26 protein-coding genes are annotated in these 25278 nt (G+C 65.2%); 10 read left to right on the top strand and 16 right to left on the bottom strand.

The genetic code is table 11. From position 1 onward, the window contains the following. Positions 1-49: 49 nt before the first annotated feature. Together RSO41_RS09250 and RSO41_RS09245 are read right to left on the bottom strand one after the other, a co-directional pair. Positions 50-1540, bottom strand: coding sequence for a CoA-acylating methylmalonate-semialdehyde dehydrogenase (locus RSO41_RS09250; protein WP_315618808.1), 1491 nt, complete (start codon positions 1538-1540; stop codon positions 50-52). Between the two features lie 210 nt (positions 1541-1750). Then, positions 1751-3094, bottom strand: coding sequence for an aspartate aminotransferase family protein (locus RSO41_RS09245; RefSeq protein WP_315618807.1), 1344 nt, complete (start codon positions 3092-3094; stop codon positions 1751-1753). Between the two features lie 159 nt (positions 3095-3253). Here RSO41_RS09245 and RSO41_RS09240 point away from each other — a divergent pair, with 159 nt between their 5' ends. Further along, complete coding sequence (locus RSO41_RS09240; RefSeq protein WP_315618806.1) at positions 3254-4222, top strand: LysR family transcriptional regulator; 969 nt, start codon at positions 3254-3256, stop codon at positions 4220-4222. 276 nt (positions 4223-4498) lie between these two features. Beyond that, a complete protein-coding gene (dkgB, locus tag RSO41_RS09235; protein ID WP_315618805.1) occupies positions 4499-5314 on the top strand; it encodes a 2,5-didehydrogluconate reductase DkgB in 816 nt (271 codons plus the stop codon). Positions 5315-5328: 14 nt separating this feature from the next. On the opposite strand, the gene phnP is transcribed toward dkgB, so the two are convergent. From phnP to phnC, 13 genes are read right to left on the bottom strand one after another with little or no spacing between them, the layout of a single operon-like run. Continuing rightward, the gene (phnP, locus tag RSO41_RS09230) at positions 5329-6111 is read right to left on the bottom strand and encodes a phosphonate metabolism protein PhnP (RefSeq protein ID WP_315618804.1); all 783 of its coding nucleotides are present in this window, start codon (positions 6109-6111) and stop codon (positions 5329-5331) included. Beyond that, positions 6108-6650: a ribose 1,5-bisphosphokinase gene (phnN, locus tag RSO41_RS09225; protein WP_315618803.1), complete on the bottom strand. Its 543-nt coding sequence runs from the start codon at positions 6648-6650 to the stop codon at positions 6108-6110. Before phnN ends, phnP begins: the two co-directional genes overlap by 4 nt. Beyond that, complete coding sequence (locus RSO41_RS09220) at positions 6650-7798, bottom strand: alpha-D-ribose 1-methylphosphonate 5-triphosphate diphosphatase (RefSeq protein WP_315618802.1); 1149 nt, start codon at positions 7796-7798, stop codon at positions 6650-6652. Before RSO41_RS09220 ends, phnN begins: the two co-directional genes overlap by 1 nt. Beyond that, positions 7795-8529, bottom strand: coding sequence for a phosphonate C-P lyase system protein PhnL (phnL, locus tag RSO41_RS09215; RefSeq protein ID WP_315618801.1), 735 nt, complete (start codon positions 8527-8529; stop codon positions 7795-7797). Before phnL ends, RSO41_RS09220 begins: the two co-directional genes overlap by 4 nt. Before the next feature lie 19 nt (positions 8530-8548). Beyond that, on the bottom strand, positions 8549-9367 hold the full coding sequence (phnK, locus tag RSO41_RS09210; protein ID WP_315618800.1) for a phosphonate C-P lyase system protein PhnK: 819 nt from the start codon (positions 9365-9367) through the stop codon (positions 8549-8551). Continuing rightward, positions 9364-10197: an alpha-D-ribose 1-methylphosphonate 5-phosphate C-P-lyase PhnJ gene (locus RSO41_RS09205; RefSeq protein WP_315618799.1), complete on the bottom strand. Its 834-nt coding sequence runs from the start codon at positions 10195-10197 to the stop codon at positions 9364-9366. Before RSO41_RS09205 ends, phnK begins: the two co-directional genes overlap by 4 nt. Then, complete coding sequence (locus RSO41_RS09200) at positions 10194-11357, bottom strand: carbon-phosphorus lyase complex subunit PhnI (RefSeq protein ID WP_315618798.1); 1164 nt, start codon at positions 11355-11357, stop codon at positions 10194-10196. The genes RSO41_RS09205 and RSO41_RS09200 overlap by 4 nt, the downstream gene beginning before the upstream one ends. Then, positions 11342-11965 carry a phosphonate C-P lyase system protein PhnH gene (phnH, locus tag RSO41_RS09195; protein WP_315618797.1) on the bottom strand — a complete coding sequence of 208 codons (624 nt, stop codon included), beginning with the start codon at positions 11963-11965 and terminating at the stop codon, positions 11342-11344. The genes RSO41_RS09200 and phnH overlap by 16 nt, the downstream gene beginning before the upstream one ends. An 11-nt stretch (positions 11966-11976) precedes the next feature. Then, on the bottom strand, positions 11977-12423 hold the full coding sequence (phnG, locus tag RSO41_RS09190) for a phosphonate C-P lyase system protein PhnG (RefSeq protein ID WP_315618796.1): 447 nt from the start codon (positions 12421-12423) through the stop codon (positions 11977-11979). Beyond that, positions 12420-13172 (bottom strand): phosphonate metabolism transcriptional regulator PhnF, encoded by a 753-nt coding sequence (gene phnF / locus RSO41_RS09185; RefSeq protein WP_315618795.1) that lies wholly within the window; start codon positions 13170-13172, stop codon positions 12420-12422. Before phnF ends, phnG begins: the two co-directional genes overlap by 4 nt. Positions 13173-13211: 39 nt before the next feature. Next, positions 13212-14000, bottom strand: coding sequence for a phosphonate ABC transporter, permease protein PhnE (phnE, locus tag RSO41_RS09180; protein ID WP_315618794.1), 789 nt, complete (start codon positions 13998-14000; stop codon positions 13212-13214). A 48-nt stretch (positions 14001-14048) separates the two neighbouring features. Next, positions 14049-15074 (bottom strand): phosphonate ABC transporter substrate-binding protein, encoded by a 1026-nt coding sequence (gene phnD / locus RSO41_RS09175; RefSeq protein WP_315618793.1) that lies wholly within the window; start codon positions 15072-15074, stop codon positions 14049-14051. A gap of 34 nt (positions 15075-15108) precedes the next feature. Next, entirely contained in the window at positions 15109-15936 is an 828-nt protein-coding gene (gene phnC / locus RSO41_RS09170; RefSeq protein WP_315618792.1) for a phosphonate ABC transporter ATP-binding protein, read from the bottom strand. A 408-nt stretch (positions 15937-16344) separates the two neighbouring features. Here phnC and RSO41_RS09165 point away from each other — a divergent pair, with 408 nt between their 5' ends. The 7 genes from RSO41_RS09165 to RSO41_RS09135 all read left to right on the top strand — a co-directional run bounded on the left by RSO41_RS09165 (position 16345) and on the right by RSO41_RS09135 (position 24017). Further along, a complete protein-coding gene (locus RSO41_RS09165) occupies positions 16345-19134 on the top strand; it encodes a xanthine dehydrogenase family protein molybdopterin-binding subunit (protein WP_315618791.1) in 2790 nt (929 codons plus the stop codon). Beyond that, positions 19127-19675, top strand: coding sequence for a (2Fe-2S)-binding protein (locus RSO41_RS09160; RefSeq protein WP_315618790.1), 549 nt, complete (start codon positions 19127-19129; stop codon positions 19673-19675). Before RSO41_RS09165 ends, RSO41_RS09160 begins: the two co-directional genes overlap by 8 nt. Continuing rightward, complete coding sequence (locus RSO41_RS09155) at positions 19676-20896, top strand: cytochrome c (RefSeq protein WP_315618789.1); 1221 nt, start codon at positions 19676-19678, stop codon at positions 20894-20896. It abuts the gene before it with no gap. Beyond that, entirely contained in the window at positions 20883-21836 is a 954-nt protein-coding gene (locus tag RSO41_RS09150) for an XdhC family protein (RefSeq protein WP_315618788.1), read from the top strand. The genes RSO41_RS09155 and RSO41_RS09150 overlap by 14 nt, the downstream gene beginning before the upstream one ends. Further along, entirely contained in the window at positions 21833-22438 is a 606-nt protein-coding gene (locus RSO41_RS09145; protein ID WP_315618787.1) for a nucleotidyltransferase family protein, read from the top strand. The genes RSO41_RS09150 and RSO41_RS09145 overlap by 4 nt, the downstream gene beginning before the upstream one ends. A gap of 133 nt (positions 22439-22571) precedes the next feature. Continuing rightward, positions 22572-23402, top strand: a complete 831-nt coding sequence (locus tag RSO41_RS09140; RefSeq protein WP_315618786.1) for an AraC family transcriptional regulator — start codon at positions 22572-22574, stop codon at positions 23400-23402. Positions 23403-23414: 12 nt separating this feature from the next. Continuing rightward, the gene (locus tag RSO41_RS09135; RefSeq protein WP_315618785.1) at positions 23415-24017 is read left to right on the top strand and encodes a LysE family translocator; all 603 of its coding nucleotides are present in this window, start codon (positions 23415-23417) and stop codon (positions 24015-24017) included. 22 nt (positions 24018-24039) lie between these two features. Here the strand turns inward: RSO41_RS09135 and RSO41_RS09130 are convergent, their stop codons facing one another. Continuing rightward, positions 24040-24255: a hypothetical protein gene (locus tag RSO41_RS09130; RefSeq protein ID WP_285919114.1), complete on the bottom strand. Its 216-nt coding sequence runs from the start codon at positions 24253-24255 to the stop codon at positions 24040-24042. 120 nt (positions 24256-24375) lie between these two features. Between RSO41_RS09130 and RSO41_RS09125 the strand changes: the two genes are divergently transcribed. Further along, positions 24376-25176 (top strand): TlpA disulfide reductase family protein, encoded by an 801-nt coding sequence (locus RSO41_RS09125; protein ID WP_315618783.1) that lies wholly within the window; start codon positions 24376-24378, stop codon positions 25174-25176. Positions 25177-25278 lie beyond the last annotated feature (102 nt).

The raw sequence follows: 25278 nt of genomic DNA, 5'->3' as shown, positions 1-25278 counted from the left end.
GTCCGGCCGTGTTTCATTATCTTACCTTGCAGTCATCGACGCTGTTCGGTCAGGACGGAAACGAGAACTGCGCGCCTTCGCGCACGCCGGCCGATGGCCAGCGCTGGGTAACGGTCTTGCGCTTGGTGTAGAAGCGCACCGCGTCCGGGCCGTAGGCGGCGAGGTCGCCGAACAGCGAGCGCTTCCAGCCACCGAAGCTGTGGTAGGAGACCGGCACCGGCAGCGGCACATTGACACCGACCATGCCGACCTGGATGCGGTCGCTGAAGTAACGCGCCGCTTCACCGTCGCGGGTGTAGATGCAGGTGCCGTTGCCGTACTCGTGATCGTCGATCAGTTGCATGGCGTCTTCCATGGAGTCGACGCGCACCACCAGCAGCACCGGGCCGAAGATCTCTTCCTGGTAGCAGGTCATGTCGGGGGTCACGCGGTCGATCAGGGTGCCGCCCACGTAGAAGCCGTCCTCATGGCCGGGTACCTGCACGCCGCGGCCGTCGACCACGACCCTGGCCCCCTGCTGCTCGGCGCTGTCGATATAGCCGCAGACCTTCTCCTGATGAGCCCTGGTGATCACCGGGCCGAAGTCGTTCTCGGCATCATGGAAGGGGCCGACCTTGAGGGTCTTCATCCGCCCCTGCATCTTGTCGATCATGGCATCGGCCGCCTCGTCGCCCACCGCTACCGCCACGGAAAGCGCCATGCAGCGTTCGCCGGAAGAGCCGAAGGCGGCCCCGGTCAGGGAGTCGACCACATTGTCCATGTCGGCATCGGGCATCACGATGGCATGGTTCTTGGCACCGCCCAGGGCCTGGCAGCGCTTGCCGTTGGCACTGGCACGCTGGTAGATGGTTTCGGCGATCGGCGTGGAGCCGACGAAGCTGACGGCCTGCACGCGGGCATCGTCGAGCAGGGTGTCGACGGCCTCCTTGTCACCGTTGACGACGTTGAGCACACCGGCGGGCAGCCCCGCCTCGAGCGCCAGCTCGGCGATGTAGAGCGTCGAGGTCGGGTCGCGCTCGGAAGGCTTGAGCACGAAGGTGTTGCCGCAGGCGATGGCCATCGGATACATCCACAGCGGCACCATCGCCGGGAAATTGAACGGCGTGATGCCGGCGACCACGCCCAGCGGCTGGAATTCGCTCCAGGAGTCGATGTTGGGACCGACGTTCTTGCTGTGCTCGCCCTTGAGCAGTTCCGGCGCGCCGCAGGCATACTCGACATTCTCGATGCCGCGCTGCAGTTCCCCTTTGGCATCGTGGACGATCTTGCCGTGCTCCTGGCCGATCAGCCGGGCGATCTCGTCGGCGTTCTGCTCCAGCAGCTGCTTGAAGTTGAACATCACGCGAGCCCGCTTGGCGGGCGGCGTATTGCTCCAGGCCGGATAGGCGGCCTCGGCGGCGGCGATGGCATCCTCGACGGTGGCCTTGCTGGCCAGGCTCACCTGGCCGCCGACCTCGCCGGTGGAGGGATTGAAGATATCCTGAGTGCGCCCTTCACCGGCGACGCGTGAGCCGTTGATCAGATGGCCGAGTGTGGTCATGGGGATCCTCTCTGAGGGAGTGTTACGGATTGAGTTCGTTTGCCCTGTACTGTGGTCGGCAGTGACGGAGTACTCGGGGCTGATCCGTCGACGGGGCTGCGAGGAGGCGCCGTGAACCCTTCCCTGGGGGCTACTTTTGCCATCCATGGCAAAAGACCTCCTCTTCGCCCCGTCCCCGGCGCCCCTCGTTTGCCACCACGACTGTGCCGTTCAACCCTGCTCCGCGAGCGCGTCGCCCAGTGCGTTGATGAGCCGGTCGATTTCCTCGCGTTCTACGATGAACGGCAGGCCGAGCTGGATGGTGTCGCCGCCGTAGCGCACATAGAAGCCTTTCTCCCAGCACTTCATGGCGATCTCGAAGGGGCGTCGTGCCGGTTCGCCGGGATAGGGCTCGATCTGCAGGGCCCCGGCAAGACCGTAGTTGCGGATGTCGCTGACATAACGCGCCCCCTTGAGGCCGTGCAGCGCCTCTTCGAAGACCGGGCTCATCTCGCGAACGCGCTCGATCAGGCGGTCGTTCTCGAGCACATCCAGCGCGGCCAGGGCCGCGGCGCAAGCCACCGGGTGGCCCGAGTAGGTGTAGCCATGGGGCAGCTCGAGCATGTAGTCGGGGCCGCCCTGCTCCATGAAGGTCTGATAGATCTCGTCGCGCACGATGACCCCGCCCATGGGCACGGCACCGTTGGTCAACTGCTTGGCGACGTTGAGGATGTCCGGCACCACGCCGAACTCCTCGGCGCCGGTCATCGATCCCATGCGGCCGAAGCCGGTGATGACCTCGTCGAAGATCAGCAGGATGTCATGCTGATCGCAGATCTCGCGCAGACGCTGTAGATAGCCCTTGGGCGGCGGAATCACCCCGGCCGAGCCGGCCAGCGGTTCGACGATCACCGCGGCGATGTTGGAGGCATCGTGCAGGGCGATCAGTTCCAGCAGCTCATCGGCCTGGTCGGCACCGCGCTCGGGCATGCCCCGCGTGAAGGCATTGTCCTTCAGCAGCGTATGGGGCAGGTGGTCGGCATCGACCCCCTGGCCGAAGAGCACGCGATTGGCCCCGATGCCCCCCAGACTGATGCCACCGAAGTTGACGCCATGATAGCCCTTGGAGCGGCCGATCAGCTTGGTCTTGGCCGGCTTGCCCTTCTTGCGCCAGTAAGCCCGCGCGATCTTCAGGGACGTATCGGCGCTCTCGGAGCCGGAGCCGGTGAAAAAGACATGATCCAGTCCGGCGGGGGTCAGTCCTCGAAGGCGATGCGCCAGTTCGAAGGCCTTGGGATGCCCGAACTGGAAGGCCGGAGAATAGTCCAGCTCACCGAGCTGGCGGCTGACTGCCTCGGTGATTTCCGGACGACAGTGGCCGGCACCGCAGGTCCAGAGACCAGAGAGGCCATCATAGATGCGTCGCCCCTCGGCATCCGTCAGGTAGCTGCCCTCGGCGCCGACGATGATACGCGGGTCGCGCTTGAACTGGCGGTTGCCCGTGTAGGGCATCCAGTAGGCATCCAACTGCTCGGGGCTCAGCCCGGCAGCCCGGGCAAGGTTTTGATCCGACATGACGACACCCTCTCGTGAGTCACCTTGATGGAGGTTCTGACAAGAAGGCTAGCCCCGCCTAATGATCAATTAAACTCAGATGTATTTAATTTCCTGTAAGATATGAGTTAACTTTCAAGCGATCTCGGTGCTAGGGACGCTTTCAAGGAGCAGGAAACGATGTCACGCCGTAAAGAGGCGCTGGGCGGACAGGTGAGCGATGCCGACCTTCGCCTGCTGAGGATCTACCGCAAGGTCGTGGAGTGTGGCGGGTTTTCCGCTGCGGAAGTAGAGCTGAACATCAGCCGTGCCGCCATCAGCATGGCCATGAACGACCTGGAAACACGCTTCGGCCTGCGCCTGTGCCAGCGGGGACGCAGCGGCTTCGCCCTGACCGACGAGGGCAGCGAAGTGTATGAGGCCACCCTGCAGCTCCTGGCCTCGGTGGAAGGCTTTCGCACCCGGGTCAATGGCCTGCATGCCCGGCTCAAGGGCGAGCTCAACATCGGCATCACCGACAACCTCGTGACCATGCCCGAGATGCTGATCACCGATGCCTTGAGCGCACTCAAGGAACGCGGCCCGGATGTGCGCATCAATATCCGCATGATACCGCCCAACGACATCGAACTGGCCGTGCTGGATGGGCGACTGCATACCGGCGTGATTCCGACGCTCAAGTCCCTGCCGGGGTTGCAGTATCGCTCGCTCTATCAGGAAGCCTCGCAGCTCTACTGCGCCGCGGGGCACCCTCTCTTCGAGACAGCGCACGTGACCGAGGCGCAATTGGCGCAGTGCGATGCCATCGTGCCCGCCTATGCCCAGACACCGGATATCAAGGCACTTCATGATCCCCTCAAGGCCGCCGCTTCGGCCACCGACCGTGAAGGCATCGCCTTTCTGATCCTTTCCGGCCGCTACCTCGGTTACCTGCCGACCCACTACGCCGAACGCTGGGTACGCGACGGCCGAATGCGCGCCCTGAATCCTCGGCAGTACCGCTATCTCACCCACTACAGTGCCATCACCCGCAAAGGGGCGCCGCCCAACCTGGTACTGGAAAGCTACCTCGAGGAACTGGAGCGCCTGTCACGACAATCAGAAGCGCATCATGGAGGCCGGACGACCACCTCACACGAGCCGAGCTGATCGCCATCCTGGCCTTGTTCGCGACCCGCTGGTCGGGTGCGCTGGATAAACGCCGAGACGCCGGCATGGTCGCAAGCAAGCTGCTGAATGTATGAGAACTACGTCTTTTACCCCTTGATGTGCCGAATCCTCCAACCCACATTAGTAAAAGTACGCAAGAAAACCGTAAGTCACATAACCCGTCAGCACATCAATCCTGGCGTCAGTGCCCCCCAGGCATCGTCGTTAGCCGGGTGTCGCCGCCCACAAGTCGACATCCCACAGCACGGAGCGAACATGAGCAGCCAACACCCCCTTCCCAACCCCGGCCTCGGCACCTATCGCCTGGAAGGCGACACCGTGCGCCGCGTCATCGATACCGCCCTGAAGCTGGGCTACCGTCATATCGATACGGCCCAGTTCTATGACAACGAGACCGACGTCGGCGCCGCCATTGCCGCGAGCGAGGTGCCCCGCGAGGACATTTTCCTGACCACCAAGGTCTGGTTCGACCGGCTGCAGCCGGCCGACTTCAAGGCCAGCGTCGACGAGAGCCTCGAGAAACTCGGCACCGAGTACGTCGATCTGCTGCTGATCCACTGGCCCTCACCCGGCGACGAGGTGCCGATGGCCGATTACCTGACGGCCCTGAGCGACGTCCAGCGGGCCGGCAAGACCCGCCATATCGGCGTTTCCAATTTCACCCGGGCACAGATCGACCAGGCCGTGGACATCCTCGGTACCGGCACCCTGCTGACCAACCAGATCGAGGTGCACCCCTTCCTGCAGAACCGCAACCTGGTGGCACATTGCCAGAGCCATGACATTGCCGTGACGGCTTTCATGCCGCTGGCGGTGGGCAAGGTGATGGAAGATGCCACCCTGCAGCGCATCGCCGAGGCCCATGACGCCACGCCGGCGCAGGTGGCCATCGCCTGGCTGAACCAGCTGGACATCGTCACGTTCCCGTCCTCCACCAAGGAGACCAACCTCAAGCGCAATATCGAGGCCCTGGATATCACCCTGAGCGACGAGGAAATGGCCGAGATCGCTACCCTCGATCGCGGCGAACGCATCGCCAACCCCGAGATTGCCCCCGCCTGGGACCAGTGAGTCTCCGCGCGCCGCTACCCGCAGCGGCGCGCCATCATTGCACCGGCATCCAGTTCCAGACCGTCATGCGCCAGCCACACCGGGCCAGATAGCGGCATGTCCGCTGTCATGCATTCGGCATCGAGGTCATGGCCGATATGCGTCAGATACGCACTCGACGCCCCCAGCCGCTCGATGATCTGCAAGGCCATGGGCAGGTTGTTGTGGTTGCGGGGCTCATGGTGAGTGGAGGGATGCGTGGCATCGAGTACCACCACATCCGGCCCCCAGTCGCGCAGAAAGCGCTCGGTCTCACCGGGCAGGCCCAAGGTGTCGGTCAGGTAGGCCAGACGGCCGCCGCCGTCCTCCAGGCAGAAGCCCAGCGTCGGCTTGCTGTGATTGAGCGGTACCGGCGTGACCGTCAGCCCCGGCAACATCAAGGGTCGAAACGGCTTGAGCCCGGGCCGGAAGTCCAGCACGCCCGGATGGCGATAGAGGTCCGCGCAGCCATTGGCATCCTTGGGGCCATACACCGGGATCATCGTCCCCGTGCCCCAGCGCAGGTGAAAGAGGCCCTGCACATGGTCGGCATGATAATGCGTGACCAGAATGGCTTCGGGAGTCTCCTGCTCGCAGCTGTCGGCAAGGTCGGTGCGTCCGGCATCAAGCAGGTAACGATAGCCATCGACACGCACCTCGGCGCAGCAGGCGCCACGACGATGGCTGCTCAACACCCGCGCCCGACCACAGGCAGGGCAGTCGCAACCGAAGCGTGGCACCTGAGCGCTGTCGCCGGTACCGACGAAACGGAAGTTCATGACGAGCACTCCGCCACGAGCCACTCTCGCAGCGATACCAGGGTGTCGTCCAAGGCCCCGCCGTTGTCGAGCCGTGCCACCTCGGGCAGTGATCGCGACAACTCGCGATGGCGAGCCAGGCGCTCCTCGATCTGTGCCGAGCCCTCGCGCCCCCGACGTCGCAACCGATCGGCGAGCACCGGCTCGGGCGCGGTGACCAGCAGCGGCAGGAGAGTATCGCCAAGTCGCCGACGCGCCTCCGGAAGGGCTCGCCGGCTGCCGTTGACCAGTATCGTTCTCCCCCGCGCCAGCCAGGTTTCGATCTCGATACCGAGTCCATAGTCCAGGCCATGTGCCCGCCAGGTGAGACAGAACAATTCCTGGCGACGCCTCGCCTCGAACTCCGCCGGCGTCAACGCCACACTGTTTTCGGTGCCGCCGCTGTCACGGGTCACGTAACGATGGGCGACCAACCAGTCGGGATACCGCGAACGCACGGCATCGAGCAAGGAGTCTTTGCCGACACCGCTGGCCCCCATCATGTAGACCAGGCGTCCCATCAGTGCACCTGCCTGCCGGCGCACCACACCCGCTGCACCAGGGGGTGGTCATCGACCACCCGGACCCGCAGCAGGTCGGCGCGCAATCCCTTGGCCAGGCGGCCCCGGTCGTCGAGCCCCACGGCGGCGGCGGGCCGGCGCGTCGCGGTGGCCACGGCGCGCGGCAATGAATACCCCTCTGCCATAGCCGCAATGCGGAAGACCGCGTCGAGCAACGCCGCCGGGTAGTAGTCTGAGGAGAGGATATCGAGCACCCCCATGCCGACCAGCTCGCTGGCGGCGATATTGCCCGAATGCGAGCCGCCGCGGACGACGTTGGGCGCGCCCATCATCACCGCCATGTCGTGCCGGTGGGAGGCCTCGGCGGCCTCGCGGGTGGTAGGAAATTCCGCCACTCGGGTGCCGTATTCCAGACTCTCCGCGACGTGAGCAACGGTCGCATCATCGTGGCTGGCCAGCGCCAGCCCGCGGTCTCGACAGCGTCCGGCGATGGCTCGTCGGTGCTCGCCACTGTAACGCTCGCTGTTGGCCAGTTGGGTGGCAATGAAGTCCTCCAGCGTACGGTCATCGAGTCCGTACTTGCCCTGATAGTAGGTTCGATAGGCAGCAAGGCTGGCGAACTGGCGTTGCCCCGGCGCATGGTCCATCAGTGAGACCAGGCCGAGCAGCGGCGTATCGGCCAGCACGTCGAAGCGTGTCAGGGTCTCCGGATGGCTGACCTCGCAGCGCAGGTGCAAGCGATGGTCGACCCGGGAAAGCCCGCTGCCGACGATACCGGACAGCGCGTCCACCATGTCGTGCAGAGCACCATGGCGCATGCTCTGCTCGTCCACATCACCGATGGAGACGGCATCGAACACCGTGGTGATACCACTGGCGGCCATCTGGGCGTCATGGGCCAGGGCCGCTTGGCGGCCAGGCCAGGCTACCTTGGGTCGTGGCTGGAAATACTTCTCCATGTTGTCGGTGTGCAGCTCCACGAGGCCGGGCAGCAGATAGTCGCCCTGGCAGTCGAGGGCGCCAGCGACCCGACTTGGCGCCGTATCCACATCGGCAATGCGCCCCTCGCGGATCACCAGGCTGCCGTCGACCACCTCGTCGTCGAGGATCAGGCGCGCGTGGGTCAGGATCTGTTCGGTGGCACTCATTGCGGCGTCTCCTCGACAGTCGGTGCGGTGGTGCGGCCCGGCATGTGGCGATCCAGAGGCAGCAAGCGATCGGCGACCCGTTCGCGTACTTCCTCGTCATGGAAGATGCCGAGCATGGCGGTGCCGCGCGACTTGGCTTCCTGGATCATGGCGACCACGACATCGCGGTTGGCGGCATCCAGTGAGGCGGTGGGCTCATCGAGCAGCAACAGGGGGTGCTCGCCGATGAAACCTCGGGCGATATTGACTCGCTGCTGCTCCCCACCGGAAAAGGTGCCCGGCGGCAGCGACCAGAGCCGCTCGGGCAGGTTCAATCGGGCCAGCAGCGCTTCGGCTAGCTGTCGGGCCTCCACCGTGTCGGCACCGCGTGTCAGCAGGGGCTCCATCACCACCTCCACGGCGCAGACTCGCGGCACCACACGCAGGAACTGGCTGACATAGCCGATCACATCGCGACGCAGGGTATGCCAGGCATGGGCCGGCAATTCGGCAAGCTCCAGCTCGCCGTCCGCGAAGTGCAGACACAGGCTACCGCCGGTGATTCGATAGCTGCCGTGGAGCATCTTCAACAGAGTGCTCTTGCCGATACCGCTTCGCCCGGCCAGCACCAGACACTCGCCCGGTGACAGGGACAGCGACAGGTCACGCATCACCTCGAGGCGAGTTCCTCCCTGGCCGTGCAGCACGAAGGTCTTGTCGAGTGCCTCGACACTCAGAAACGGGGTTGTCATGGCATTCATCTCGAGTTCCTCAGGGCGTCAGCACCGATGACACCAGCAACTGGGTATAGGCATGCTGGGGGTCATCGAGGATCTGGTCGGTCAGGCCGGCTTCCACGACCCGGCCTCGGCGCATCACCATCAAGCGATGGGCCAGCAACCGCGCCACCGCCAGATCATGGGTGACCAGCACCACGGAGAGCCCGAGCTGGCGGACCAGGGTGCGCAACATGTCGAGCAGACGCGCCTGCACCGAGACATCGAGTCCACCGGTAGGCTCGTCCATGAACACCAGACGCGGCCGCGTCACCAGAGTGCGCGCGATCTGCAGGCGTTGCTGCATGCCGCCGGAGAAGGTCCGGGGAGCATCATCGATACGCTGCGGGTCGAGTTCGACGCGCGACATCCAGTCCTGGCCGGCGGCACGCAGTTGTCCGTAGTGACGCTCACCCAGTGCCATCAGTCGCTCGCCGACATTGGCCCCGGCGGAGACCTCCAGGCGTAATCCATCGCGCGGATTCTGATGGACCAGGCCCCACTCCATGCGCAGCAAGGCCCGACGCCGCGCCTCGCCGATGGCGTAGAGGTCCAGCTCGCCGTTCTCGGCCACCTCATCGACACCTCGATCGACAGGCGGATGATAGACAACCCGGCCGGCATCCGGGGCTTCCAGCCCGGACAGCACGCGCAGCAGGGTCGACTTTCCGGACCCGGACTCGCCGACGATGCCCAGCACCTCGCCGGCATGCAGGCGAAAATCGATGCCTTCGCAGCCCTTTTCGGGACCGTACAGACGGGTGATGTCACGCGCTTCGAGCAGCGCGGAACGTTCGAGTTGCGGTCGCCTCATGCCACCTCCTCGCGACGGCTCTGGCAGTAGTCGGTGTCCGAGCAGACGAACAAGCGTCCACCGGCATCGTCGATGATCACCTCGTCGAGGAAGCTGTCCCGGGCGCCACACAACGCGCAGGGCTCGTCCCACTGCTGAACTTCGAAGGGGTGGTCGTCGAAGTCCAGGCTCTCGACTCGGGTATAGGGTGGAATGGCATAGAGCCTTTTTTCGCGCCCGGCCCCGAACAGCATCAACGCCTCCGACATGTGCAGCTTGGGGTTGTCGAACTTGGGAATCGGCGAGGGGTCGGTCACATAACGACCATCGACCTTGACCGGGTAGGCGTAGGTCGTGGCAATGTGGCCATGTCGGGCGATGTCCTCGTAGAGTTTGACGTGCATCACCCCGTACTCTTCCAGAGAGTGCATCAGGCGGGTCTCTTCCTCGCTGGGCTCGATGAAGCGCAGCGGCTCGGGGATCGGCACCTGAAAGACCAGGATCTGGTCATGTCTCAGCGACACCTCCGGGATGCGGTGACGCGTCTGGATGATGTCGGCCTTGCCGGTTTCGGTAGTGGTCTCGACCCCGGCCACTCGTTCGAAGAAAGCACGGATGCTGACCGCGTTGGTGGTGTCGTCGGCCCCCTGGTCGATGACCTTGAGCACGTCACTCTCGCCCAGGATGCTGGCGGTCAGTTGCATGCCACCAGTGCCCCAGCCATAGGGCATGGGCATCTCCCGGCCACCGAAGGGTACCTGGTAGCCGGGGATCGCCACGGCCTTGAGCAGCCCCCGACGAATCATGCGTTTGGTCTGTTCGTCGAGATAGGCGAAGTTGTAACCGTTCATTGTGTCACCTGCTCGGTTTCGCTGGAGTCATGGGTTCTCCTTTTCCCCTGCTGCTCCACGCCGTCATCGGCCGCCTCGCTGCGCTTCCCGGCGCTGTCGGGCTGACCATGAGCACGGCGGAGACGCCGCAGCAACTCCAGCTCGGACTGGAAATCCACGTAGTGCGGCAGCTTGAGGTGGGAAACGAAGCCGGCGGCATCCACGCTGTCGGCATGGGCCAGAACGAACTCGGCCTGCTGGGCCGGCCCCTGAACCGTCTCACCGAGCTCCTCCCCGCGAAGGGCGCGGTCGACCAGCGCCATGGCCATGGTCTTGCGCTCGTTGTGACCGAACGCCAGCCCGTAGCCCCGGGTGAACTGAGGCGGCGCCTCCCGGGTGCCGGCAAACTGATTGATCATCTGGCACTCGCTGATGGCGATCTCACCGATGCACACCGGTGCTTCCCATTCCTCGACGACGATTTCCACCTCCACGCTGCCCAGGCGAATCTCGCCGGCGAAGGGGTGATTGCGGCCATAGCCACGTTGAGTGGAATACCCCAGTGCCAGCAGGTAACCCTCGTCGCCTCGCGCCAGCATCTGTAGCCGGGTGGCACGATCGACCGGAAAGTCGGGCGGGTCCCGAGTGATGTCATGTGGTTCGGCGCCGTCGTCTTCCTCGCGCTCGACCAGCCCCTCGTCGTCGAGCAGTTCGAGGATCTGCGGGCAGGCCTCAAGTGCCTGCTCGGCGCGGGCTGGCTCGGGCGTCCGGCCTTCGGCCAGCTGCATGAAATCGAGCAGACGGTGGGTGTAGTCGTGGGTCGGGCCGAGTACCTGACCACCGGGAATGTCCTTGTAAGTGGCACTGACGCGACGCTCGATGCGCATCTCGGCGGTATCCAGGGGTACCGTTTCGGCCAGCCTCGGCAGGGTGGTGCGGTAGGCACGCAGCAGGAATACCGCTTCGACCAGGTCACCACTGGCCTGCTTCAGAGCCAGGGCCGCCAGTTCGGGATCATGGAGAGAGGCTTCGGCCATCACGCGATCGACGGCCAGTCTCAACTGGCCCGATATCTGCGCGACCGTCAGCTCGGTCTGGTCGCGGTCGCCGCGACGACGGTCGGCCAGCCAGCGATGCGCGTTGGCGATGGCCTGTTCGCCCCCCTTCACTGCGACATACATGCGTCTTCCTCCTCCAGGCGTTCGCCTTCAATACGGGTACTGCGCGGGATCGCTGTCAGCCAGTCCCCACAGGCCAGCACGGCGTCCAACCCGCATGGGAAACGGGCACGGTTAGCGGCGAGTCGTGTCATCAGCGGTGCGGCCTCACCCACTTCCAGCCCACGGGTATCGGGGATACCCGGACCGGACAGGTGCCAGGCTTGCCCTTCTCGCAAGGTGTCCAGCACCACCAGCAGGGTGGTGCTGCGGTCGGGGTAGCGGTCGTCGCCTTCGGCAAAGTCCGGAGCGGACGCCGCGAATGTCGCCGGTGTGACCAGGGCAAAATCCGCCTCGGCCGCTACTTCGGTGAATCGGCATCCGGTGTGGAAAGCCAGAGCATCGCGCAAACCGCCAGCCTCCAGGTCCGGAGCGATCCACAACCGGGTGTCCAGGTCGCACAACGCCAGCAGCGTCGACCACAGCGCTGGGCCGATAGCCGCTTCCTCCGGCGGCAGCGGGCCCTCGACCCGCTGCAGCGTGCCCGGTTCGGCCATCGTCGACAGCACACGCCGGAACTGGCGTTGTCCGTCCTGGACGGGATCGGGAAAGGCATTCCAGAGCATCGTCATTCGCCTCGTCCTCATTCGCCTCGTACCATCGTGAAAAAATTCACCCGAGTGGCCGCGGCGGTGCGTGAGTCCGTCTCGCGTACCGCCTCGAGTTCCCGGGTGAGCGGGCCGAGCAGTTCGGCCTCGATGCGCGCGCCCCAAGCCTCGCGACGTGCACAGGCATCCACCAGGGCAATCAGTTCCGCGTGCCGCCGGTCGCGACCGGCGACCCAGCCATGGCCGAGCGAGCCACCGCTCGGAGAGCCGTCATCGATCACCACGCTGGCGCGTGTCAGGGTCATCTCGCCGAGATTGAAGGCATTGCCGGTGCCGCCCATTCGGCCGCGCACCATGGCCATACCGGTCTCGGGGCCACGCACGCAGCGGTGTTCGACCGCGATGGCGAGCTCGTCCCAGAGCGCCTCGAGGCGCTCGCGAGGCGTCAGCGCCAGTATGCGGTGACGTTGCGTCTGGTTCATGAAGAAACCTCGTCGGGGTCCGTCGGGGAAAGGGGGTGGTCGAAATCGATGTGGTAGGCCAGCCGGTCGGCCCGGGCACGGCCGACCGACACCTCCACCAGGACACCGTCGGCATCGACGTTGTCGCTGGTCAGCGCCAGCAAGGGCGCCCGATGAGGACATTGCAGCAGGCGTGTATCATCGGTATCGGCCAGCAGCGCCTCCAGGCGAACGCGCCGCCGGCGCAGCCGCAGGCCATAGTGCTGATCGAGCAGCGCGCGGGTGGAACCGCCCCGATAGCGGTCCAGCCAGCCCGGCACCCGTATCGGGTCGAACCAGTGACGCAACCGCATCAGTGGCGAACCATCGACATGGCGCAGCGTGTCGACACACAGCAACCTGTCGTCCGTGGCATATCCGAAACGCCGGGCGATGCCCTCGGGAGGCCGGAGCATCCCTTGATCGAGGCAGCGAGCTTCGGTCGCCAGCCCTTGCTCGGCCAGGTTGTGGGTCACCTTGCTGCCGGCATTGAGGGTGTAGTCCAGGCGCCGATCGACCACCTGAGTGCCCCACCCCTGATGTCGGGTGACCAGTCCGGCAGCGACCAGTTCGTCCAGGGCACGTCGCACGGTATGGCGGTTGACCCCGAAACGCCTGGCCAGCTGCGCTTCGGCGGGCAAGAGCTCGCCGGGGGTGAAGTCGGCGCGCACCTCACGGGCCAGGATATCGGCGAGAGTGCGGTAGCGAGGCTCGGCGATTTGTCTAGACATCTTGACTCCTGAAAAGAACGCCATCGCGTCGTTGCTGCCTCAAATGAAGCGCTTGCGCAGTTTCTGCGATGCCATGTCGAGCAGCGTCACGGCGGTAATGATCACCAGCATGATGGTGGCCGTCTCGGCGTACTGGAAACCGCGCATGGTCTCCCACAACGCCACACCGATCCCGCCACCACCGACCATGCCGAGCACCGTGGCCGAACGAATATTCGACTCGAAGCGATACAGGCTCACCGAGATCCACAGCGGCAATACCTGAGGGATCAGGCCGAAGACGATCTCCTCGATGCGCCCTGCCCCGGTCACCCGTATGCCTTCCATGGGGCCGGCCTCGCTGGCCTCCACGGCCTCGGAGAACAACTTGGCGAGCACGCCGGTGGTGTGAACGAACAGCGCCAGTGTGCCGGCAAAGGGGCCGAGCCCCACGGCCACCACGAAAAGCATGGCGAAGACCAGTTCGTTGATGGCGCGGCAGGCGTCCATCAGTCGGCGTATCGGGTGGTGGATCCACCATGGCGTCAAGTTTTCGGAGGACAGCAGACTGGTCGGAATCGCCACCAGCACGGCCAGTAGAGTGCCCCAGATGGCGATCTGGATGGTCACCAGCATCTGATCGATGTAGTGCCCCAGGTTGCCCATCGCCGGTGGCACAAAGTCGCCGGCCAGTTCGGCCATATTGCCGGCGTTGACGACCAACAGCCCGGGTTGCATACCCACGCCATGCCAGGACCAGCTGAGTACAGCGATCACCAGGGCCCAGCCGAGCAGGTTGACCCAGCTACGCTTGCCGCTCGGCGCGCTCAGAGTGGAAGACGAATTCATCAGAAAACTCCCGAGGGAGGGGAGTGCCCCTCCCCGTTGTCACGCGGGTTACTGGGTCGCCATGGCGGTAGTATTGGCATCCTTCTCGGCTTCGACAGCCTCGAGGCGCGCATTCAGCTCTTCCAACCGGGCGTCCAGTTCCGCCAGACGAGTCTCGCGCTGTTCGGCAGACAAGCTGTCGTCGGCTTCCACCTGGGCACGCTGCTTGAACAGTTCGAGCTGACGAATCGGCAGCAGTTGATCGTTGGTGGAAGGCGCGAAGCCGGACCACTGCAGCGGTTCGAGGATTGCCTGCTGCTCGTCGGTCTCGCCGTAGGCATAGAGGAAGTCACGCAGTTCGGTCTTGAGCGCTTCGGGCAGGTCCTCGCGCCATACCAGCGGATCGGACGGGATCAACGGCGACTTCCAGATCACCTTGAGCTGCTCAGCCTTGTCCGGGTGAACCTCTTCCAGGCGCTCCATGCTCTCGGTGTTGAAGGTGGCGACATCCACCTGGCCGCTGGCCACCGACAGAGCATTGGTCTCGTGACTGGAGTTGAGGGTACGTTTGAAGGCGGTAGACGCATCGACGCCGTTCTTGGCAAAGATGTAGTAACCGGGCACCAGAAAGCCGGAGGTGGAGTTCGGATCGCCATTGCCGAAGACCAGCTCCGAGGCATTGGCCAGGACCTCGTCGACGTTATCCAGCTCGCTGTTCTGGTGCGTGATCATCAGGCTCCAATAGCCAGGCGCTCCGTTGGCCGCCACGGTCTGGGCGAAGATTTCGCCACCGGCACGATCCACGGCTTCCATGGCTGACTTGTTGCCATACCAGGCCAGGTCGATCTGATCGAAGCGCATGGCCTGGATCACGGCAGCGTAATCGGTGGCGAAAAAGGGCTCGACTGGACGGTCCAGCGCCTCGGACAGATCGTCCAGGAAAGGATCCCAGAGCGGCGCCTGGTTCTGGCTCGACTCGGTGGAAATGATTCCGAACTTGAGCGGCTCGCCCTCGGCGGCGGCGACCTGACTGCCCAACAGCCCGAGGCCGACGATCAGTGGCAGGGTCAGGCGACGGAAGGATGTCAGTGGCATGGTCTATCTCCTCGATGGTGACACTTGGGAAGGTTCATCCCAGGGCGCCGACAGGCGCCGTGAGGTCGGCGGGGGCAACACGAGACTTGAGTTCGTCGAGCCCGGCGTTCTCGTACAAGGCGGTGAGACGGGTATCGGTCAGTTCGCCGATGGGACCGTCGAAATACAGTCGCCCTTCTTTCAGGGCGATGGCACGTGCACAGAAGCGCCGTGCGACATCCACCTGATGAAGCGTGATCACCACGGTGCGCCCATCCTCGGCATTGATTCGCTGGAGAATTCCCATCACCTCCTGAGCGCTGCGAGGGTCGAGCGAAGCGATGGGCTCATCGGCGAGAATGACCTCGGCGTCCTGCATCAGCACACGGGCGATGGCCACCCGCTGCATCTGCCCGCCGGACAGGGTGTTGGCACGTTGCTCCGCCAGGGATTCAAGGCCGACCCGCGCCAGAGCACGACGGGCCATGGCCTTCTCGTCGGCGGTGAAGCGTCCGAGCAGGGCACGTCCACGCGGCAGGCTGCCCAACCGACCGACCAGCACATTGGTGAACACGCTGAGGCGCCCCACCAGGTTGTACTGCTGAAAGATGTAGCCGGTACGGCAGCGCTGTGCCCGGGTACCACGCATCAGTCGACCGCCGGCCTGAACGTCTCGCCCCTGAAGACGCACACGACCGAGCCCGTCTCGGTCGCTCTGGGTCAGACCGACCAGGTGACGCAACAGCGTCGACTTGCCGGAACCGGAGGGCCCGATCAACGCGACCATCTCGCCACGCTGTATCTCGAAGCCAATGTCGCGAAGGACCGCTTGTCGACCGAAGGTCTTGCTCAGTCGTTCGACGATGATGTTGGGAATCGACATGACGCCTCTCCTCTTGGAATGGCGCCCAGTGTCGTGGCTCAAGATGAAAGCGACTTGTCTAGACAATGTCGATTGCGTGACATTTACACTCCCGCCCGACGGCGTCACGCATCCAGAACCAGATTTTCAGGTAGAAAAATCAGCATGTTATGCAGAAAACGACACTCAACTGACATCTCGACGACATCGTTCTGTCACCTGCCTGGCTCGCCGCATTCGAGTTGCGGGCCGGCCGCCTCCTTCCCTACGCTCATTTCATGGACAGCAGCACCGGCCACCTAGCTGGAGTGTTCCAGCCCTGCCCAAAAACTGTCCAACTGGTCAATTAGCCTGCTACAAAGTACGATGACCACGATAACGACATAACACCGCCCAGCACCGTGTCCAGCCACCGCAATGGGGACGACCATGAAGTACCCTCGCCTCTCGCGTCGCGCCTTCCTGAAAGGCAGCGCCACCGGTATCGGCATTACCGTCGCGCCCTTGGGAAGTCGCGCCTTCGCGGCGCTCTTCGAGCCCCGAGTCACTGCCGCTCGCGACCAGTGGGCCTCCCCATCAGGGGCACACTTTCGCATCGATGCCATCAGCAAGGTCAGCGGTGCCAAGGTCTTCGCCCGCGACATTCGTGCCCGGGACATGCCTGGCTGGCCACAGCAGCAGAGCCACGCCATGCTGCTCAAGGCGACCCGTGCCGACCGCCCCTACCAGGGCTTCGACCTCTCCCTGCTGGATGACGGCCTGCAACCGGATCGCATCGTCACTTCCGCCGACCTCGAGCAGGACGGGGTCGGATTTCCGGAAAGCCATGGCCCGGATCCGCTTCTGCCCGAAGGCAAGACGCCGCTTTTTCTCGGGCATCCGGTCGCCATACTGATCTGGCATGATTTCGCACGCTATCGCGCGGCCAAGAACGCCCTGCAGTTCCGCGACGACCTGATCCGCTACGGCGCCAGGACCGGCGAGGTCGAACGCCCGCCCTACGGAAGCTTCCGCTACGTGCGCGTCGGCGGGGACACGCCCTACGATCCGGACGTCTTCTCCAGCCTCAAGGACAGCGACCTTTTCCCCACCATCAAGAATCGCCGCCCAGTGTGGCCCGACGATCCCAGCCTCAATGGCGACATCGGCGAACAAGGGGTCTATCACGCCCGGCGCATGCAGGACACGCTGGACGACCCTCCCGACAACTGGGAAGTCTTCCAGGCGCGCTACACCACGCCCTACATCGAGCCGGCCGCACTGGAGCCGGACAATGGCAACGGCTGGCTCGACCCCGACACCGGCACCCTGAATTTCGTGGTCGCCACCCAGTGCCCCTTCGAGTCGGCCCACGAGACGGCAAGGATGCTCGAGGGTTCGCGCTTCGACGTCCGCCACCTCAATGTCCACCCTGGCTACACCGTGGGCTACGGTTCCAAGGACCACAATATCTTCGTCTACTATGCGGTGATCGCCGCCCTGTATGGCGACGGTCACCCGGTGCGCCTGGCCAATGATCGCTTCGAGCAGTTCCAGAGCGGCATCAAACGCCACCCCTTCGATATGGATTATCGCCTGGCGGTGGACCGGGACTCCCTGAAATTCCAGATCTTCCGCGCCCACATGGACGTCAACGGCGGCGGTCGAGCCAACTACAGCGCCTCGGTGGCAGCGGTCGGCGCCACCGCCGCCCAGTCGGTCTACTACCTGCCTCGCAGCGACCTGGCCACCACCGCCTACCCCTCCCGGGCCGTGGAAGCCGGCTCGATGCGAGGCTACGGCACCCTGCAGACCATGGCCGCCACCGAGATGATGGTCGATGAACTCGCCGAGCGCCTCGACGTCGACCCCATCGAGCTGCGCCGCGCCAATGTGCTCGAGGCCGGCATGAAGAACACCCAGGGAGCGATCCCCGGCGGCGCCATCCGGGTCGGTGAGATGCTCGACAAGGCCGAGCGCCATCCCCTCTGGAAGGAACGCACCGAGCGCCGCGACAAACGCCAGGCCGAGGATCCCGACCATCTCTACGGCACCGGCTTCGCGATCAGCCACAAGGATTTCGGCACCGGCGCCGAGGCGCCCATGGCCAGCGTCGAGATCGACGCCGAGGGGCGCATCCGGCTGCGCCAGATCGCCATCGACATGGGAACCGGCACTGCCACATCCCAGGCCATGAACGTGGTCGACTTCCTCGGTCGGCCGGCCGACGACATCAAGACCGGCGAAACCGACTGGCCGGAGCTGGCGCTCGAGACCAGCGGCAACCCCTATACCATGCAGCAGGCCGAACAGGATCGCCTGAGCCGTAATCCGCGCTGGACCCCTCGGCTCGCTTCGCCCTCCTCGGCGTCCAACTCCGCTTACTACTCCAGTCACGCCACCCGCGAGGCGGCACGCCTGGTATTCCGACATGGCCTGTGGCCCGCGGCGCTGTCGATCTGGGGACAGGGCATCTACGGAGGCCAGGCCAATCCCTATGTGGTGCGCCTCGAGGATGCCCGCTGGGTCGAAGGGCACCTCACCGCCAGAGGCATGACGCCGATCCCCCTGGCGAAACTCGCCGCCAAGGCTCACGAAATGGGCCTGGTCACCGCCGCCAGCGTGCATGCCTTCAACCGCTGGAGCTGGGCCAGTGCCGAGTTCCCGCTGGGCGACGAAGCTCCGCGCCTGCCTCTCGACGCGGTGGCAGTGAAGTACGGCGACGACGACTACCACCTGCTCGACCGGCGCAACGTCCGCTACCCCGACGTACAGCTCAACAACGCCCACGTCACCTATTACAGCCCGGTCGCCACCCTGGTCGACCTTCGTGTCAACAAGGGCAGCGGCGAGGTCGATATCCTCGAACACTACTCCTGGGTGGAGTGCGGCAAGCCGATCGTCCCCGAACTGGTCAAGGGCCAGCTCGAGGGCGGCATCGCCATGGGCATCGGCCACGCCCTGCTCGAAGAGATGCCGCTCTACGAAGACGGGCCCGGCAACGGCAGCTGGAACTTCAACCGCTACCAGGTACCGCTCGCCCGCCACTGTGCGGTCTGGAACCAGGGCAGCGAAATCCTGCCGCCACTCTCCGATACCGATCCCGCCAAGGGCATGGGCGAGGTGGTGATGATTCCCATCGTCGGCGCCATCGTGAACGCCCTGGCCCACGCCACCGGCCAACGATTCCGTGACCTGCCCGTGACGCCTGAACGCATCAAGGAGGCCCTCCATGGCTGAGCTTTCCACCCGCCCCCTGCGTCTGACGATCAACGGCCAGGCCGTCGGTCCCGTGGAAGTACCGGACGATCTGATGATGATCGACTTCCTCCACGAATATCAGGGCCTCACTGGTTCGCGGCTCGGCTGCGGTCAGGGCATCTGCCGTGCTTGCGTGGTGATCCTCGATCACGATGACGGCACCAGCGAGGAGATGCGCATCTGCATCACCGGCGCCCACTTCTTTAACGGCAAGCGCATCCGCACCATCGAGGGTCACGCAGAACGCGGCGATGACGGCGACATCGTCGCCTTGAACCCGATCCAGCGGAAATTCGTCGATCATTTCGCCTTTCAGTGCAGCTACTGCGCGCCCGGATTCGTCAATGCCGCCACGGTGCTGGTGGAACGCCTGGAGCGCGAGCCGGTGGCGCGAGCCGATCTCGAGGCCACCATCGACCGGGCGCTTGGCCACCATATCTGCCGCTGCACCGGCTATGTGCGTTATTACCAGGCCGCGAAGTCGGCCATCGAGGAACTCGGACTGGTCAAGGAGGGCTGAATGCGACGCTTGCTGATCGGAATACTGCTGGTGCCCGGCCTGACGACCCAGGCGGCCGACGATGACTCGCTCATCGAGCGCGGCCGCTATCTGGCGCGCACCGCCGACTGTGCGGCCTGTCACACCGCCGAGGGAGGCGCCCCCTTCGCCGGCGGCGTGCCCATCGCCTCGCCCTTCGGCACCATCTACGGCACCAACATCACGCCCGACCCGGATTATGGCATCGGCGAATACAGTGCCGATGACTTCTATCATGCCTTGACCGAGGGCGAGACACCGAGCGGGCGACAGCTCTATCCGGCGATGCCCTACACGTCCTATCACCTGATGCGTCGCGAGGATGCCGACGCCATCTATGCGTTCCTGATGAGCCGCGAACCGATTGCCCGTGCAGCGCCCGAGACCGACCTCTCCTTTCCCTACAACCAGCGCTGGGGGGTGGCATTCTGGAATCTGATCTACGCCGATGCCCTGGAGCCGGACGCATCGTCGTCACAGAGCTCCGCCTGGCAACGCGGGCAATACCTGGTCGAGGCGATGGGGCATTGCGGGGAATGCCATACGCCCCGCAGCTGGACCGGCGCCATGGATCTCGACCGCCACCTGGAGGGCGGTAGCCTGGCCGGCTACCGCGCCCCCAGCCTCGAGGCCGAGGCACTGGCCGACCGCGGCTGGAACCGCGACGATCTCGCGCACTTCCTCAAGCACGGCATGAGCCCGCAGGGCTCGGTGTTCAACGAGATGTTTCCGGTGATGCATCACAGCACCCAATACCTGACCGACGAGGATCTCTCGGCCATGGCAACCTACCTGCTCGGCGACACTCCGCCCGAGGCCAGGCGCATCGAGCCCCGTCCTCTGGAGGCCCTGAGCGACTCCGCACGTCGCGGGCGTCAGTCCTATCTCGACACCTGCGCCGGCTGTCATGGCGGCGATGGCCAGGGCAAGCCGCAGGTCGCGGTGGCCATGAGCGGCAACACCACCCTGCGCCTCGAGGATCCCACCAATCTGCTCAGGGTAATGCTCGACGGTATTGAAGCCCGCGACTTTCCCGGCTTCGCCCGCATGCAGGAAATGCCCGGCTTCGCCGCTCACCTGAGCGACGACGAACTCGCCGACCTGGGCAACTATCTGCGTGAAACCTGGGGGGGCCGACCGGGCGATATCGCTCCGGGGGATGTCGCGAACCTGCGCGAGCACAACGCCCATGCCGCCCCTTGATCTCGCCACCCTGGAAAGGGCCCTGTCATGGGTACGCCAGGGGCACGACGTCTGGCTGTGCACCGTGCTGGCGACCTTCGGCTCGTCGCCCCGTCCTCCTGGCGCGCTGCTTGCCGCCACCCGCGACGGCGAACACGCCGGATCGCTGTCAGGCGGCTGCGTCGAAGACGACTTCCTGACCCGCCTGGCCAGCGGCGAATTCGATGCCGCACCGCGCCTGGTGCGCTACGGCGATAATGGCGAGCAAGGCCCGCAACTGCCCTGTGGCGGAGTGCTGGAGGTATTGGTCGAGCGCTTCCCGGCCGGCGAGGCCAGCACGGCCTTGCTCGTTGCCATGCGCGACATTCTGCGCGGCGCTCCGTCACGCCTTCGCGAGGTGGCCCTCGACCACGGAGCCACCCGTCTGCTCGATGACGACGGCCTGGGGCCGCGTGTTGAACGCACCCACGGCCACGTACGGCTACGCCTGGCACCGACGCATCGACTGATCATCGCCGGCATCTCCCCGGTGACGCGTTTCTGCGCCGAGTTCGCTCGCGCGCTGGATTTCGAGGTCATCGTCTGCGACCCACGGGAAGAGGCCTGTCGCACCTTCGACATCGAGGGCGTTCAGGCCGTCCCGCGTCTGCCATCCAGCCTGATTCCCGAAGCCAGCCATGGCGGCACGGCGGTGGTGGCCTTGGCCCATGATCCGCGCATCGACGACCTGGCGATGATCGAGGCGGTCAGGACGCCGGCCTTCTACATCGGCGTGATGGGCTCGCACCAGACGTCCGCGGCGCGGGCCGAGCGCCTGCGCCGCTCCGGAGGGTTCGGCGATGAGGACATTGCCCGCCTGCGCATGCCCATCGGCCTCGACCTCGGCAGCAAGACGCCCGCCGAAATTGCCCTGGCCGTCATGGCCGATATCCTCCGCGTCGAGCGGGGGCGCCAGCCATGACCGCCGATGACGTGGTAGTCCTGGTGATGGCCGCCGGTCACTCCCGCCGTTTCGGCCGTGACAAGCGCACCGCCCACCTCGCCGATGGCCGCCCCTTGCTGGCGGCAACCCGGGAGTCGGTCTCGCGCACCTATCCTCTTCAGCGTCTGATCCTGCGTGAAGGTGACACCCCGGCCTCCCTGGGACTGTCGCCATCGGTACCGCACTGGCGTGTGCCTTCCAGCATTCAAGGAGGCCTCGGTACCAGTCTTGGTCATGCCGCTCGCACCGCCTGCCTCGATCCAGAACTGGCGCATTGCCGCGCCCTGGCGATCTGGCTCGGCGACATGCCCTGGACCGCACCGGCCACCAGCGAGGAGTTGCTCGCCCACGCCCGCGATGACACCATCCTTCGCCCCACCCATGATGGCCAACCGGGCCATCCGGTACTATTCGGCCGCACCTTCTGGGCCGAACTGTCGAACCTCGCCGGTGACCACGGCGCACAAAAGCTGCTCGTACGCCATCGCGAACGTTGCCATCATCTGCCCGTCGACGACCCCGGCGTGCTGCGCGATGTCGACAGGCCACATGACCTCGGCCGGTCGCCGCTTCGTTCCTGACGCCACTGCCCCGTCTGTTTACGGCATGCGGGACAATCGGCGTGAGTTGCGCAATTCTGTCCAAGCCCTGGCGGCCGAGTGGCGCTACAGTGGTGGCGTAAAGGGCACAGACGCCGCCCGAGGAGGTGCGACCGTGACGCAACAGAGCCAGTTTCGCTTCACCAGAAGCCGGCATGTGCCAGGGCTCACCATGCTGCGCGCCGCAATGAGCGACTTCAGCTATGATCGCCACGCCCACGAGGAGTATGCCTTCGGCGTGACCCTGGCCGGTCGCCAGGACTTCTTCAGCGGTGGCGAGTATCACCGCAGCCGCCCGGGCACCATCATCGAGTTCAATCCGGATGAGGTGCACGACGGCCAGGCCGGGGGCAACGATACCCTCGACTATGTGATGCTCTACGCGAACCCTGCACAACTCGCGCCGCTGTTCGCCAGCGCAGCGGGACGGGAAGGCGCCAGCCACTTTCGTGCCGCCGAGACGCTGATCCATGACGGTACGCTGCGTGGCGAGATCCTCGACCTCGCCCGGCGGATCGATACCGATACGGGCAGCCGCATCGACCAGGAGTACTCGCTCTACCGGATCGCCGCCCGACTGGTCCAGCGGACCGGCAACCTGGACATGGAGGTGTCAGCGGGGCGCACCGACAAGTTGCTGGAGCGGGCGAAGGCGTTCATCCATGCCCATGCCGAACATGACCTGTCCCTCGAGGAAATCAGCCAGGCGGCCCACCTCTCCAAGTATCATTTCCTGCGGCTGTTTCGACGGCAGTTCGGCATCACCCCGCACCAGTACGTGCTCAACTGCCGCATCAACGCCGCCCGCACGGCTCTCGATGCGGGCCACGCGCTCAACGACGTGGTCGACCGCTACGGCTTCGCCGACCTGAGCCACTTCAACCGTCGCTTCAAGCGCATCTACGGCATGACGCCGAGACAGTACCAGCGCAACGTCACAGCCTGACCGGACCCCATCATGATCGAGATCCTCGCCTATGCCATTGGCGTGATGTACACGCCTGGGCCAGTGAACCTGTTTGCCTTGAATTCCGGCCTGAACGGTCGCTTTACCTCGTCACTGGGGTTCTTCGCCGGTGTCGGCACGGCCATGCTGCTGTTGTTGCTGCTGTTCGGCTGGGTGGGCGCGCGCTGGGTGCGCGGCGATGCCCTGCTGGTGATCAGCGCCCTGGGATGCGCCTATATCGCTTACCTGGCCCTCAAGGTCATGCGATCCGACGTCAGCATCGACGGAACGTCCCGAGGCACCCGGCTACGCTTTCGCGATGGCCTCGTCATGCAGTTGATGAACCCCAAGGGGCTGCTGGCCACCCTGCCCATCGCGACACTCCAGTTTCCTCATGCGGGCATCGAAGGGCCTGCACTGCTGTTCGTCTCTCTGGGCCTTGCCGTGCTGGCCGCCGGCGCCCCCGGCAGCTATGCCCTGGCGGGCTTCCTGGCCGGCCGACGCCTCGGGAATCCGCGCGTCTTCAAGACCCTCAACCGGGTCATGGCGGTCCTGCTGATCGGCGTGGCAGGCTCGATCGGCTACGAGCATGTCTACCTGCCGTTGAACGCTTGAGAGGGCTCGCCGGGCATCGCCCTCACGACATATCACGCCGCTTGCGCGCCTTGTTGCGCCGATAAAGGCGCACCAGAGCGATCCACAGGGCGGCCACCACCATGGCCGCCAGGGTCCAGCCCTGCCAGACACGCGCCGCATCGCCCATCACGGTTTCCAGGGTAATGATGAGAATGAAGCCTAGGGCCTGGCTGGCGATGGCCAGGGCACGGAGGGTGTCGAAGGCCGTTTTTGCCATGAGTGCTCCCGCTGGATGACAGCCCCGCCTGCCGGCAGTAGGCTTGGCGAAACGAATCCGCCAAGTGTAACCGGTCCGGCGCGGTGCGCCGACCCTTGACCCGGAAGCCTGAACCACGCCATGGATGCCATCGCCCTGGGGCCTGTGCTGATCCCCCTGCCACGCCTCTACGCTCTCGCCGTCACCCTTGTCTTGCTGGCCCTCAGCGCCTTCCTGCTGGGGCTCCCCAGGCAACGCCATGTGCGCTGGTTCAATGGCCTGCTCATCGTCTGGCTGGTGGCGGCCCGGCTCGGCCATATCGCTCTGCATCCGGCGGCCTATGTCGAAGCGCCACTGGACATCCTCAAGTTTTGGCAGCCCGGTTTCCAGGGCGTGGTCGGGCTGCTGGCGGCACTGGCCTGGACGCTCTGGTCGCTGCGCGACCGCATCGGCGCCCTGCTCGGTGCCACGGGGCTGACGATCGGCGCCTCGCTGCTGTGGCTGGCGCTGACGGCGCTGGCGCCGCTGGGCGGCGGCATGGCCTTGCGTCAGTTGCCCGACCTCACCCTGGAGAACCTGGAGGGAGAACGTGTCGAGCTGGCATCCTTGACCGGCGAGCGGGTGCTGATCAACCTCTGGGCCACCTGGTGCCCGCCCTGTCGGCGGGAGATGCCGTTGCTCGATGAAGTCGACGACCGCGAGGACGTCACCGTGGTGGTCGTCAACCAGGGCGAGGACCTGCTGCCGGTGGTGCGCTACCTCGATGACCACGACCTCGCCTTCGAGCATGCCCTGCTCGACCCCCGACAAGCCCTGATGGTCGAGAGCGAGTCGCCGGGACTGCCCACCACCCTGCTGTTCGACGCCGAGGGCCGCGGCGTGACCCAGCATGTCGGCGAGCTCACCCGTGCCATCCTGGACGACTGGCTGGCGTCGCACTGAACGCCACTCGAGAGGCTTAAGCCATGGACCGCTTTGCTGTAAGATACCGCGCCCTGTATCTCGCGGCCCCGTCCCATTCATCGCGGCCGCGACGCGAGACAT

The sequence above is a fragment of the Halomonas sp. I1 genome (genome assembly GCF_032334135.1).
Classification (GTDB): domain Bacteria; phylum Pseudomonadota; class Gammaproteobacteria; order Pseudomonadales; family Halomonadaceae; genus Halomonas.
The sequence above is the reverse complement of the archived record's forward strand: the minus strand, read 5'-3'. Positions and strand labels throughout refer to the sequence as shown.

Coding starts and splice junctions, on each gene's coding strand:
- RSO41_RS09135 (WP_315618785.1), top strand. CDS start 23,415: ATGATCGAGATCCTCGCCTATGCCATTGGCGTGATGTACACGCCTGGG.
- phnL (WP_315618801.1), bottom strand. CDS start 8,529: ATGACAACCCCGTTTCTGAGTGTCGAGGCACTCGACAAGACCTTCGTG.
- RSO41_RS09150 (WP_315618788.1), top strand. CDS start 20,883: ATGCCGCCCCTTGATCTCGCCACCCTGGAAAGGGCCCTGTCATGGGTA.
- phnP (WP_315618804.1), bottom strand. CDS start 6,111: ATGAACTTCCGTTTCGTCGGTACCGGCGACAGCGCTCAGGTGCCACGC.
- RSO41_RS09130 (WP_285919114.1), bottom strand. CDS start 24,255: ATGGCAAAAACGGCCTTCGACACCCTCCGTGCCCTGGCCATCGCCAGC.
- RSO41_RS09155 (WP_315618789.1), top strand. CDS start 19,676: ATGCGACGCTTGCTGATCGGAATACTGCTGGTGCCCGGCCTGACGACC.
- RSO41_RS09160 (WP_315618790.1), top strand. CDS start 19,127: ATGGCTGAGCTTTCCACCCGCCCCCTGCGTCTGACGATCAACGGCCAG.
- RSO41_RS09245 (WP_315618807.1), bottom strand. CDS start 3,094: ATGTCGGATCAAAACCTTGCCCGGGCTGCCGGGCTGAGCCCCGAGCAG.
- RSO41_RS09200 (WP_315618798.1), bottom strand. CDS start 11,357: ATGTATGTCGCAGTGAAGGGGGGCGAACAGGCCATCGCCAACGCGCAT.
- phnG (WP_315618796.1), bottom strand. CDS start 12,423: ATGAACCAGACGCAACGTCACCGCATACTGGCGCTGACGCCTCGCGAG.
- RSO41_RS09125 (WP_315618783.1), top strand. CDS start 24,376: ATGGATGCCATCGCCCTGGGGCCTGTGCTGATCCCCCTGCCACGCCTC.
- RSO41_RS09205 (WP_315618799.1), bottom strand. CDS start 10,197: ATGAACGGTTACAACTTCGCCTATCTCGACGAACAGACCAAACGCATG.
- phnD (WP_315618793.1), bottom strand. CDS start 15,074: ATGCCACTGACATCCTTCCGTCGCCTGACCCTGCCACTGATCGTCGGC.
- RSO41_RS09250 (WP_315618808.1), bottom strand. CDS start 1,540: ATGACCACACTCGGCCATCTGATCAACGGCTCACGCGTCGCCGGTGAA.
- RSO41_RS09240 (WP_315618806.1), top strand. CDS start 3,254: ATGTCACGCCGTAAAGAGGCGCTGGGCGGACAGGTGAGCGATGCCGAC.
- RSO41_RS09165 (WP_315618791.1), top strand. CDS start 16,345: ATGAAGTACCCTCGCCTCTCGCGTCGCGCCTTCCTGAAAGGCAGCGCC.
- RSO41_RS09220 (WP_315618802.1), bottom strand. CDS start 7,798: ATGAGTGCCACCGAACAGATCCTGACCCACGCGCGCCTGATCCTCGAC.
- RSO41_RS09145 (WP_315618787.1), top strand. CDS start 21,833: ATGACCGCCGATGACGTGGTAGTCCTGGTGATGGCCGCCGGTCACTCC.
- phnE (WP_315618794.1), bottom strand. CDS start 14,000: ATGAATTCGTCTTCCACTCTGAGCGCGCCGAGCGGCAAGCGTAGCTGG.
- phnF (WP_315618795.1), bottom strand. CDS start 13,172: ATGTCTAGACAAATCGCCGAGCCTCGCTACCGCACTCTCGCCGATATC.
- phnH (WP_315618797.1), bottom strand. CDS start 11,965: ATGACGATGCTCTGGAATGCCTTTCCCGATCCCGTCCAGGACGGACAA.
- phnN (WP_315618803.1), bottom strand. CDS start 6,650: ATGGGACGCCTGGTCTACATGATGGGGGCCAGCGGTGTCGGCAAAGAC.
- dkgB (WP_315618805.1), top strand. CDS start 4,499: ATGAGCAGCCAACACCCCCTTCCCAACCCCGGCCTCGGCACCTATCGC.
- phnC (WP_315618792.1), bottom strand. CDS start 15,936: ATGTCGATTCCCAACATCATCGTCGAACGACTGAGCAAGACCTTCGGT.
- phnK (WP_315618800.1), bottom strand. CDS start 9,367: ATGAGGCGACCGCAACTCGAACGTTCCGCGCTGCTCGAAGCGCGTGAC.